Raw genomic sequence first — 12,324 nt, 5'->3', positions numbered from 1 at the left:
AAATGCTCGTTTGATGCGAAGCCGCTTTTCGTATAGTCAGACTATACAGGCTACTATTATTGGTATTTACGAATTGCTGCTATAGAAAGAACGCGTGAAGAAATCCCTTAGAAAACGTCTTAGAAAACACTATGCTGCCTTAACTGTATTTAGCATAGTGGCCTTTTTCATGGTTGATTCTGCAGCAAGGGGAGCCAGGGGCGTTAGTTACTATCCAATTGGCTCTTCTACGAATCATGCTGCATATGATTCCATGATACCTGTGAAAGATACTACGGATACGTTAAAGTATCCTATCAGGGACAGGCACTCTCCGGAGCTCGTAGAGCCTGTACAGAATGCTATTGACCTGAAAGATCCTAAAGGTATCAAACGGGACGTGGAATACGATCCTGCTACAAAAGAGTATATTATCTCCGAAAAGATCGGTGATAAATATTATAGGAATCCTACGTCTATGAGCTTCCAGGACTTCTATAACACGCAGTCCCGTAAGAGCGAGAATGATTACTTCATGAAACGCGCTTCCACGCTGGGAAACCTGAACAGAAGCAATCCGCTTGAACTTAAAAAATCAAATAAACTTTTTGATCGGTTATTCGGTGGCAGTAAGGTAGATATCAAGCCACAGGGTTACCTTGAAATATCAATGGGCTATGCAGGCCAGTATACCAACAACCCTGTATTGACCGAGTCTTCACGCCGCAGTGGTGGGTTTGATATGAATATGAATATCAACCTGAACGTAACGGGCAAAATCGGTGATAAACTAAAGATCATCACCAACTATAACACTCAGTCTACCTATGATTTCGAAAATCAGATCAAACTCGAGTACACCGGTTATGATGATGAGATCATAAAAAAGATTGAAGCCGGTAATGTAAGCTTTGCGCTTCCAACGACACTGATCAGTGGAATGCAATCACTTTTTGGGGTAAAGACGCAGTTGCAGTTCGGCCGCTTAACTATGACCAGCGTGCTTTCCAGCCAGAAGTCACAGAAGCAGACGCTCACCCTGAAAGGCGGTAATCAGACCACCAGCTACAGCCTCAAATCTGATGCGTACGATGAAAATAAAAACTTCCTGCTGGCACAGTTCTTCCGCGATACCTTCAACTATGCTATGGGTAATCTGCCTAGTATCCGTTCGCTCTCCAACATCACACGTATCGAGGTATGGGTAACGAATAAGACAGGTACAACAACGAACACCCGTAACGTAGTAGGTCTGATGGACCTTGCTGAATACAGTCCTTACAATACAAATGCCGTACACGTTGTAAGCAGCGGCAAACTGCCTTACAACGGTATCAACGACCTGTATAGCAAACTCTCTGCAGACGATGCCGCGCGGCTACCCAGTACCGTCATTTCCCAACTCCAATCGTACGGTCTCTCTGCCGTACAGGATTATGAAAAAACCTATGCACGTAAACTGGATAGTACGGAATATACCGTGAATAAGAAACTCGGCTACATATCTCTGAATACAACGCTTTCGGCAGACCAGGTGCTTGCTGTGGCGTATGAATATAGTTACAACGGTCGTACCTACAAGGTCGGCGACTTTGCACAGGATGTACCACCAGATGCGAGCAACAATAACAACAGCCGCATCCTCTTCCTGAAAATGCTGAAAGCTACTGCTGCCCGTCCGATACTGCCTATCTGGGACCTGATGATGAAAAACATCTATTCCACCGGTGGTTATCAGCTGAGCAGTACCGACTTCACTGCCGATGTATATTACAATGACCCCGGCAATGATACCCGCGCAGCCAGCCCCAGACGCTATCTGCCGGATGCTGTCGGCTCTTACAGCGGTGCACCGATCATTACCATTCTCAACCTCGATAACCTGAATACGAACAATGACCCGCAACCAGATGGTGTGTATGACTTTGTGAGCGGGTATACTGTAGACGTATCTAATGGTAAACTCATCTTCCCCGTACTGGAACCTTTTGGTAAAGACCTTGCCAAAGCATTTGGCGGTGACGCTGCTTTGGAAAAACAATACCTCTATACCAAACTGTATGATACCACCAAAACGGCCGCACAACAGTATTCTTCGCTCAACAGGTACCTCATTAAAGGGAGTTATAAAGCAGGTAGTTCATCAGAAGTATCATTGAATGCATACAACATTCCTTCTGGTTCTGTAACCGTTACTGCAGGTGGTAAAACACTGACTGAGAATATTGACTATACAGTAGATTATAACCTGGGTAAAGTAAAGATCATCAATGATGGTATTCTCAGTTCCGGTACTACTATCAACGTCTCTTTTGAGAATAGCGGCCTATATGGGCAGCAGGTACGTAACTATGTAGGTACACGTTTTGACTATGCTGTGAATGAAAAGCTGAGCCTGGGTTCTACCATCGTGCATATGAGTGAACGCCCTTACACCACCAAAGTAAGTTATGGCGAAGACCCTATCAATAACACAGTCGTAGGGCTGGATGGTAACTATAACTCTGAATGGAAAGGACTGACCCGGCTGTTAAATAAATTACCAAATTATAGCACCAAGTCTACCTCCGCTGTGAGTCTGACGGGCGAAGTAGCCCGCTTATTCCCCGGCCATAGTAAACTGATCAATGCATTTGGTTCCAATGAAGGACAGGTATACATTGATGACTTTGAAGGCACTGAAAGTAACTACGACCTGAAAACGCCGAGTAGCAGCTGGGCGCTGGCTTCTACCCCGGCTGGTGCTACAGATAGTTCAGGTAATATCATGTTCCCGGAAGCGACATTGACTGATTCTGTTGATTATGGAAAGAACAGGGCTTTACTCTCCTGGTACATCATCGAACCTACCCTGCAGGTAAACAGTACTTCCGATCTGCCAGCAGGTATTACCAAAGATGACCAATCTGATCCACGTACACGTATCGTATACCAGAAGGAGATATTCCCGAACCTTTCTACGGACTATACTTCCACACAACTCACCACCCTTGACCTGGCGTATTATCCAAAAGATCGTGGTCCATACAACTTCGAAGCCAGCCGTACAGAGGTGAATACAGATGGTACGCTGAATAACCCCAAGAAACACTGGGGAGGTATCATGCGCGCCTTAGACAATACTGACTTTGAGACCTCCAATATACAGTATATCGAATTCTGGGTTCAGGATCCATTTATAAAGAATACTACCAGTACCGGTGGTGACCTGTACTTCAACCTCGGTGCCGTTTCTGAGGATATTCTGAAAGACTCCTATAAGTTTTTTGAAAACGGGATGAAGGCACCCAGTACTACGATCAACTATGATTCTACTGCCTGGGGCCATACACCAAACTATACCACACAGCTGACGAAGGCTTTTGACAATGATGCAGATGTAAGGCAATACCAGGACGTAGGTTACGATGGTTTGCGTACTGCCGAAGAAGTATCTTACCGTACACACTTCCTGAACCAGCTGCGTACCAACTTTGGCGTTAGTGCGGAGGTATATACACAAGCGCTTGGTGACCCGAGTAATGACAACTACCATCACTACAGGGGTAATGATTATGACAAGGCGAAATATGGCATTCTGGCCCGATATAAACGCTATGCCATGTCAGACGGTAACTCTCCTGCTACTACCAGTGGGTCCTCCTACTCTACTGCGGCGACTAATATTCCGGAGTCAGAAGACCTGAACTTTGATAATACCATGAATGAAACGGAGTCCTATTTCCAGTACCGGGTGCATTTAAGCCCGAATATGACGATCGGACAGAATTACATCGTGGATAAGGTTGATGCCTCCGTCACTTATACCAATGGTAGCACCGGTACAGAAACCTGGTACCAGTTCAAGATCCCGATCGAACAGTATAGCGCGGCGATCGGTGGTATTGCAGACTTCAAGTCCATTCAGTTTATGCGTATGTTCCTCACGAATTTCTCTGATTCTGTCGTACTGCGCTTTGGTAAACTGCAACTGGTCAGGAACCAGTGGCGCCAGTATAGCTACGAATTACAGACAGGCTCCGGCGATCTGGTAGCTGCGGATGGCACTACGACCTTCAATACAACGTCTGTAAATATCGAAGAAAACGCTTCCCGTACGCCTATCAACTATGTACTGCCACCGGGATTATCACGCGAGTCAACGCTCAGTACCAGCAATACCACCCTGCTGATGAATGAGCAATCCCTTTCCTTACAGCTGTCCAAACTGCAGGATGGTAAGTCAAGGGCGGTATACAAAACATTGGGCATGGACCTGCGCAGGTATAAAAAACTGCAGATGTTCATACACGAAGAAGCGGTAGAAGACGACAATAGTTTAAAAGATAAAGACCTGCAGGCGGTGATCCGTATTGGTAGTGACTATACGGAGAACTTCTATGAATACCGTATTCCACTGACCAAAACAGCCTTTGGCGCCACCTCACAGGCGGCTATCTGGCCTACGGCGAATAATATGGACATTACGCTGACGGACTTCAGCACCCTGAAACAAACCCGTAACAATACAGGTGCTTCTACAGCTACGCTGTATGAGAAGACCCTCGCAAACGGAAATGTGATCGGGGTGATCGGTAACCCGAACCTGGGTGATGTGGAAGGGTTAATGGTGGCTATTTACAACCCGCTGGATGATGGGTTGACGAAGAATGCAGAAGTTTGGTTTGATGAATTGCGATTGACCGGGCTGGATGAAAAAGGAGGATATGCCGCTACGGGCAGGTTGAATATGCAGCTCGCCGACCTCGGCCAGCTGGCCGTAACCAGTACCATGCACACCGCAGGGTATGGGGCCGTGAACCAGAGTGTGAATGAACGCTACCAGGATAACCTCATCTCCTACGATGCATCATTAAGCCTGGATATGGGTAAATTGTTACCAAAAAGAACAAGGTTAGCGATTCCCCTCTATGTTGGGCAATCCAAAACCAGCAGCATGCCGGAATGGGATCCGTTTGACCTGGACATCAAATTGAAGGAAAAGCTGAAATTAGCGGCTAATAAACACGAAAGAGATTCTATCAAGGCACAGGCACAAGACGCGACGACGACCAGTAGTTTCAACGTGACGAATGTGCGCAAGCTGAGTGACGGGAAAAAGAAGCTGCGCCCCTGGAGCCTGGAGAACTTTGACTTCACCTATGCATATACGGGCACTAAAATGCATAGTCCTACTACTGAGAACTATGAGCTAACTAAGAACAGAGGTGTATTAGGTTATAACTTTACCGGCACCAACAAATTCTGGGAGCCTTTTAAGAAAACGATCAAAAATAAATCGCCGTGGATGAAGTTGTTCAAAGACATCAACCTGAATCCCCTGCCTTCTATGATCAGCTTCCGGGCGGACCTGACAAGACAGTTCAGTGCTACACAGCTCAGGAACGTAGGAAGTAATTATAAACTGTCCGAGACGTATAACAAGTACTTTACCTTCGATCGTTATTATGGTTTGAAGTGGGACCTGACACGTAGTCTGAGCTTAGACCTGACAGCGACGAACAATGCACGTATCGACGAGCCAACCGGAAGACTGAACTCCTCTGCCAAGCGGGATACGGTATGGAACAATCTGCTGAAACTGGGTCGTAATACCAACTACTTCCAGACTTTCAATGCCACGTATACCCTGCCATTGTCAAAGATCCCGATCATGAGCTGGACGAACTTTGCCGTGCAATATACGGCGCAGTACAAATGGACGGCGGCTTCCCTCTCTAACAGGATACAGGGTAACACTATTGAAAATACACAGGTGGTCGCGGTGCTGGCGGAGTTTAAATTCACAGACCTGTATAATAAATCAAAGTTTCTGAAGGCAATCACAGCCACAAAACAGCCGGTGAATCCGAATGCAAAACCAACGGCGAACGCAAACGGCAAAAATCAGCCTGCGAAGAAGGAGGAAAAGCTACCGGAAATATCTCCTTTGGTGAAGTCTATATTGCGACCGATCTTATCACTCAAGCGTGTTAACATCAACTACTCTGAGAACAACTATACGAGTCTGCCGGGATGGATGGACAGTACACAGGCATTGGGTATGAACTGGCGGAGTATGGAGCCGGGACTGGCATTTGTGTTCGGTTATCAGCCAGATAAAAAATGGCTGGATAAAAAGGCGGCGAAGGGATTATTTTCTGCCGATACCCTGTTCAATAATCAGGTTGTACAGCAGTTCTCACAGAACCTGCAGATACAGGCGCAGTTGGAACCGGTACCAAATCTGCGGATTGATTTGACGCTGACCAAGACATTTACCAAGAACCACTCTGAAACATTTAAAGACAGGTATGGCGGAGGGAACTATGAGCACCTGGATGCATATGAGACTGGTGGATTCCAGGTCACTTCGATTATGCTGAAGACCTTGTTCATGAAGGGAGGACTGGCGAGGAGCTTTGCGAATTTCAGAAAGTACAGAACGACATTGTCAAAGAGATATTGGTCTAAAAACCCTTATGCACACGATGGTTCTACGCCAACGTATGATACCAGCGACGCTTCTTATATGTATGGATATGGCAAGTATGAACAGAATGTGCTGATATCCTCTTTTATTGCGGCTTACACAGGGAAGGATCCGAATAAGGTGGGATTGATTGCAACGGATGGATTGGATAAGATCAGAAGTAATCCTTTCAGGAATATTATTCCATTGCCGAACTGGCGGATCACGTATGATGGGTTAGCGAAATTAGCGCCGTTCAGTAATTTTGTACAGACGCTGACACTGAATCACTCTTATGTGAGCAATTTGAGTATGAACTCCTACAATTCATCCTCCAGTTATATGGATAAGAACTCGTTGGGGAATCCGAGTTTTATAGATACGGTGTCGGGGAACTATGTACCTTATTATACGGTGCCGAATGTGACGATGATAGAACAGTTATCGCCGTTATTAGGGGTGGATATGACACTGAAGAACAATATGAATGTGCATGTGGATTATAAGCGAACGAGGTCATTGAGTTTGAGTTTGACGGATTATCAGCTGGTGGAGGCGCGTACGGCGGAGATCACGTTGGGTGGTGGGTATAGGTTGAAGGGGGTGACGTTGCCGTTTGTGGTGGGGAAGAATGGGTCGCATAAGCTGGATAATGATTTGAATATGCGGCTGGATTTGAGTTATAGGGATGAGAAGTCGGTGAATAACCAGCTGGATGGGGGGATATCGACGCCTACGTCGGGGCAGAAGGTGATTAGTATAGCGCCGAGTATAGATTATGTGTTGAATAAGCGGATGAATTTGAAGTTTTATTATACGAGGAAACAGACGATACCGGTGTTGTCGACGTCGAGTCCGACGGTGACGACGACGGGTGGGTTGACGTTGAGGTTTGTGCTTGGGCAGTAAAAAACAGCGCGAAAAGAGGATTTGAAATAGGGCGAAAAGAGGACTTTTGACTTCGTCAAAAGTCCTCTTTTTCGCTGGAGGCAGTTTATCGGCGGGCGAAGGCCCGCCGATAAACTGCTGATAAACTGCTGATAAACTGCTGATAAACTGCTGATAAAAGCGGCTACGCCAGCCGGATAAGCTGCCAATAAGATTATCTGATATCTTTCCGGCTATACTCGTTGTTGCCAAAATTCACGATATAGTCGGATGGGAATAAGGTACTCTTTTGGTAGTAATCAGTTGTAATAATCTGGGCACCTGACTCACAGGCGGCTTTGTATCTTGTATAATCATTTGTTCTTGCCTCTTTTGTATCGGCATCTGCTCTTGTGCGAACGATATATCCTTTAGCGACCATCTGTTTAATTAATTCCTGGTCTTTGATTGCATCATTGATGATCATAATCGCCGCTTCCGGTTTTCCGGCAGGTGCGTTTACAAATAGCACCCGTCCTTTCAGTGAAGGATGTCCCTGCATATAATCGGACATTTTGGGATCCTTCTCATCGAGGATAAAAATAAACTTCCCTTTTGCCTGTCCTACAGTAGGCCAATGTCCTTTCAGGACAGCAGCTTCCAGTGTTTTATCCTTGCCACGGATATCATCAGGTGTGATCAGCTTATCTTTTCCTAAATAATCGATAATTTCTTTATCGAGGCGCTCATATACTGCGGGGGTAAACGGCTCTGGTTTGGTGAATTCCGGACGTTTGGAGATCTCATCTTTCGCATTCATAGTAATAAATACAGGAGAATGATCCGGATGCGCATTGGACCAGTTCTTCAATTGTTCCAGCGCTATTTTAAAGGTTGGACAATTGCTGTTCACATCCACATCCTGCATATGAAACACTTTGAAACCTGGCTCCTTCATCACATCAGTGTTATATACAGGTTTCAAACCTAATTGTTCCAATACAAAGGGATGCAGGTATTTTCCACCAGCGCTATCCGCGTATACGTCCAGCTCAAGGCCTCTCAGACCGAGGTCCAGCTGCTGTTCCAGTGAAATGTGGGTATATTCCAGTCCTTTGGCACCCTCGCCGGCATGCTGGCGGATGACTTCCATTACTTTTGGATCGATAGCGATCTTATAACTGTTGTGGGATCCGATACTTTGGACTTTGTTCAGCGGTAAATTATCCTCCCCGGGAAATGCGAATGCTGTAAGGCCCAGCATTAAGGCAATCATGGCTACTTTCATCTGTCAGGTTAATTGATTATTCTACAGACAAAGGTTTAAATTATTTTTGAGGGAGTATATTAAGAAACTATTATCAGATAACACCTTTGTGTTATTAAAGGGAAGGACGGGCCTCCCCTTTAATCATATTATTATCGTACTAAAAGGTTGGACTTTACATAGTCGTAGCTCTTTTTAATACTTACAAAAGGATCGATAGTGATCTGATCCTGTTCTACAAATGCATATTTTACCCCTGCTTCACTGGCATTGGCAAAGATCTTTTTGAAATCTACCGTGCCCGTTCCAACTTCTGCAAATTTGATTTCACTCATCAGGTCTTTCAACCCCTTCCCGTCTTCACCAGGACCGGTTATTTTGCCCGCGGCTGACTTGTCGATATCTTTTACATGCCACATGGCGAAACGGCCCGGATGCGCCTTAAAAAGGGCTACTGGGTCTATGCCGGATTTCTCTGCCCAGAAGATGTCCAGTTCCAGTACCACCAGTGCCGGATCGGTTTCTTTGAGCAGGATATCGTAACCTGTTCCTTTTACGTCGGGGAGTTGTTTGAATTCCCAGAAGTGGTTATGGTAGCCGACTTTGAGACCGGATTTTTTAGCCAGTTCACCTGCTTTGTTCAGCTGGGAAGCCATGAACTGAAAATCTGCTCCTGTCAGGCTGGCGATCAGGTTCATGGGCGGTACGGGTACTACCAGGTACTGCTGACCAAGGGTAGCGGCGATTTCTAGCTGGGCCTTCAGGGCGTCGTCGTTGCCATTGCCCCTGGTGAGGTAGTCATTCAACTGGTAGTGTCCGCTGTGAGTAGTGAGTTTGTTCTCTGTGAGCAACGCTTTCAGCGCTTTAGGATCCAGCCCCCAGAACTTTGCCGGTTCTTTTGGCCCGCCATAGCCATAATAGGTTTCCACATGGTTGTAGCCGGTTTTAGCCACTTTCCGGATAGTATCTTTTACGTCTTTGGTCAGCTGATCACGCAGCGTGTACAACTGGATACCGATCTTAGTTACAGTATTTGCACGACTTCTGCTGAAGATATCCGACGGGTTCAACATAAGTCCGGCGGCGATCAGGCCGGCTTGTTGCATAAAAATTCTCCGAGAGCTCATGATGATGTTTTAGTTTTTTAACGTGGCATAAGAATAGTATCCATGGTAGTGCTTATTTCTGAAGCACTGAAAAATGAATGTACAAAAAATTGGCCAAAAGGAGAAATGGTAAAGGGGCTTTTACAGTCCGAGGCCAGACAGAAAAGCCCCCTTGTTCGTACGTAGGATAGGGATATAGGATAGGTAATATTCATTTTGAGCAACTTAAGCTGCTCAATCACTTATTGTTCACTGTTTAAAATAAAATTGTTGATTGGAAAAAAGAAAGCACGCCTCTTGCGTGGCTTGTTCACTTCTCTTAGTAACTGGTGAAGTGATGATTTTGTAAATGAAAGGATTGCCCCAGGTTATAGCTGTTTAAAAATTTGCATTCACAAACTGTACCGAATCACATGAAACAAAATTATATATCTTCATATAGCAAATTGTTAGTAAGAGTTGTAATCTCTTGTAGAATTTTTACTACAAAAAAAGGCCTCCGGGTTTTGATCTTTACGCGTTACCCCGTATATTTACCTAATATCTCTATATGCCTAACATTTTAGTAGTAGACGATCAGGAGGTTGTACGTTATGGAACAACCCTCATTTTGCAAAAATCCATAGAAGATGTTCATGTAAGTGAAGCGGGGAGTTTTGAAGATACGTTGAAAATCTTGTCCTCAAAACCTTTTGACCTTGTTATTCTGGACATCGACATGCCTGGTGGTAATAATCACCAGATGCTGGATGTTATCCGCTTAAGGCATCCTGATATTAAGATCCTCATCTTTAGCAGTTATGACGAACAGATTTTCGGCTGGCGCTACCTCGAAGCTGGTGCGGATGGTTTCCTCTCCAAAAAAATGGGCATAGAAGAAATCAAAAATGCCACAAAGAGCCTGCTCAGAGATGAGAAATACCTAAGCCCTGCACTGAAGCAGACCCTGCTTAATAATATCACCAGGAAGAAAAATAACATCAATCCGCTGGACCGCCTCTCTAACCGGGAAAGCAATATTATGCAACTGCTCATCAAAGGGTTAAGTGTAGCAGATATTGCGGATAAACTGAGTCTGCAGGTATCTACAGTCAGTACCTATAAAAAGCGGATCTGTGAGAAGCTACAGGTGTCGAATATCGTGGAAATGATAGAGAAAGTACAATTGTATTCTTAATATAAAAGTTAGCCCCGCCGGAAAATTTCCCGGCAGGGCAGGAAGATTATTTTAGAAAAAGGCAGGAGGATTACTTTAGAAATTTGTTCAGGCTCAACTTTTTTACTCCTTTTATTCCGGCTACCACTTCTGCTGCATTCAGCTTTGCTCCCGCTTCAATGGTATGCGTATGATCTTTGGTCCCAAAATAGGTACCCGCTACTTTTGTCTCACCTTCCTTGTCATATACATCTGCAATCAAAGTATTCAAATCAATAAAAGTCACCCCTTCTTTCTCTGCCACCTGCTTTGCCCATAAGCCATAATCATCATTATTGCGCGCTACTTTTCCATCCTTCCATACATTGCGTGGGATGGGTGAGCATACTACAGGAATAGCACCCTTTGCCTTCGCTTCTTTGATCATCTGCGTCAGGTACCAGCCATAGCTATGCACCACTTCCTGCTGCTGTGTGATAGGATTATAGATCTCCTTTTGTTCATCACCAATACCTTTGATCGTTCCCCTGGCACGGGCTGTATCATCCAAAGGCGCACCATCGTTATGACCAAATTGCATGATGACGTAATCACCGGGTTGTACTTTTGCCAATACAGAATCCCAAAGACCTTTAGTTCTGTAAGTACGGCTACTGGTACCTCCCAGGGCTCGATTGACCACCTTAATTTTTGTGGTATCAAAATAGTCGCCGATAAAATGCCCCCATCCCCACAGCTCTCCGTCTCCCTTGTCTTTCCCGTTTTTAACGGTACTATCTCCTATCAGGTACAAGGTGGGCTTTTGCGGCGCGGCGATCATTAAAAAAACAGCGGTGATAACAGTTAACAACAGTTTGTACATTATTGATAAATTTTAAAATCACTAATTACTTGTCTGGACCAGGTAGACCTGAACCCGAAATAACCTTTATGTAATGGCTGAGGATCAGCGTATTCAAAATATTTGACCCCATCTACGGACACACTGGTCGTACCGTCTTTTACAACGATCCTGATTGTATAAGTATGATTGGGTTTCAGCAAATGTGCGCTGTCTGCATATTCCTGTATCAATCTTCTTTCGCCGGTGCCTTCATATTTCCTAAACCGGGTAGTACTGTTGGTATTGCCGCCCATGCCTACATAATACAATTGCAGGGAGTCGTATTCTTCCAGTATACCATGGCGTTGAAAACCGGGATGCTGTGCCATCCAGAACATGTTCAGATCAGAGAGGCGATCATTCGGACCACCGTCTACTACAACGGTTCTTTTGTATTCAATGGTGAAGTTGCCACTCAGTTCTTTATTCAGCCATACGGTGACCCCGCCTTTGGTATCCAATACCAGTTTACCCTTTGCTGTATATACACGGGAGCCTGGTTTAGGGGCTATTTCCGCTTTCCACAAAGTAGTATCCAACGGGGATGTAAAGCGGATCTTTTGCCCCATGGCCATTTGAGAAAAGAGTAATAATATCAGTAGTTGTTTCATTGTA

The 12,324-nt window shown here is 45.1% G+C and carries 6 protein-coding genes; 2 read left to right on the top strand and 4 right to left on the bottom strand.

Translation table 11 applies throughout. From position 1 onward, the window contains the following. The first annotated feature begins 94 nt into the window (after nucleotides 1–94). Complete coding sequence (sprA, locus tag QQL36_RS24100) at nucleotides 95–7,339, top strand: cell surface protein SprA (protein ID WP_321567051.1); 7,245 nt, start codon at nucleotides 95–97, stop codon at nucleotides 7,337–7,339. A 193-nt stretch (nucleotides 7,340–7,532) separates the two neighbouring features. Here the strand turns inward: sprA and QQL36_RS24095 are convergent, their stop codons facing one another. Further along, on the bottom strand, nucleotides 7,533–8,585 hold the full coding sequence (locus QQL36_RS24095) for a phosphatidylinositol-specific phospholipase C1-like protein (protein WP_321567050.1): 1,053 nt from the start codon (nucleotides 8,583–8,585) through the stop codon (nucleotides 7,533–7,535). Nucleotides 8,586–8,716: 131 nt separating this feature from the next. Continuing rightward, complete coding sequence (locus QQL36_RS24090) at nucleotides 8,717–9,691, bottom strand: sugar phosphate isomerase/epimerase (protein ID WP_321567049.1); 975 nt, start codon at nucleotides 9,689–9,691, stop codon at nucleotides 8,717–8,719. Between the two features lie 529 nt (nucleotides 9,692–10,220). Here QQL36_RS24090 and QQL36_RS24085 point away from each other — a divergent pair. Beyond that, nucleotides 10,221–10,847, top strand: coding sequence for a response regulator transcription factor (locus tag QQL36_RS24085; protein ID WP_083729565.1), 627 nt, complete (start codon nucleotides 10,221–10,223; stop codon nucleotides 10,845–10,847). A gap of 70 nt (nucleotides 10,848–10,917) precedes the next feature. On the opposite strand, the gene QQL36_RS24080 is transcribed toward QQL36_RS24085, so the two are convergent. Both QQL36_RS24080 and QQL36_RS24075 read right to left on the bottom strand, forming a co-directional pair. Then, nucleotides 10,918–11,688, bottom strand: a complete 771-nt coding sequence (locus QQL36_RS24080) for a rhamnogalacturonan acetylesterase (RefSeq protein ID WP_321567048.1) — start codon at nucleotides 11,686–11,688, stop codon at nucleotides 10,918–10,920. After that, nucleotides 11,688–12,320 carry a DUF6250 domain-containing protein gene (locus QQL36_RS24075; RefSeq protein ID WP_321567047.1) on the bottom strand — a complete coding sequence of 211 codons (633 nt, stop codon included), beginning with the start codon at nucleotides 12,318–12,320 and terminating at the stop codon, nucleotides 11,688–11,690. Before QQL36_RS24075 ends, QQL36_RS24080 begins: the two co-directional genes overlap by 1 nt. Between the last annotated feature and the right edge of the window lie 4 nt (nucleotides 12,321–12,324).

The organism is Chitinophaga sp. LS1 (assembly GCF_034274695.1).
Taxonomy (GTDB): Bacteria; Bacteroidota; Bacteroidia; order Chitinophagales; family Chitinophagaceae; genus Chitinophaga.
This window is presented reverse-complemented; position numbering and strand designations above follow the sequence as displayed.

What these genes read in the sequence shown, in the direction of transcription:
- QQL36_RS24095 (WP_321567050.1), bottom strand. Translation starts at nt 8,585, where the DNA reads ATGAAAGTAGCCATGATTGCCTTAATGCTGGGCCTTACAGCATTCGCA.
- QQL36_RS24085 (WP_083729565.1), top strand. Translation starts at nt 10,221, where the DNA reads ATGCCTAACATTTTAGTAGTAGACGATCAGGAGGTTGTACGTTATGGA.
- QQL36_RS24090 (WP_321567049.1), bottom strand. Translation starts at nt 9,691, where the DNA reads ATGAGCTCTCGGAGAATTTTTATGCAACAAGCCGGCCTGATCGCCGCC.
- QQL36_RS24075 (WP_321567047.1), bottom strand. Translation starts at nt 12,320, where the DNA reads ATGAAACAACTACTGATATTATTACTCTTTTCTCAAATGGCCATGGGG.
- QQL36_RS24080 (WP_321567048.1), bottom strand. Translation starts at nt 11,688, where the DNA reads ATGTACAAACTGTTGTTAACTGTTATCACCGCTGTTTTTTTAATGATC.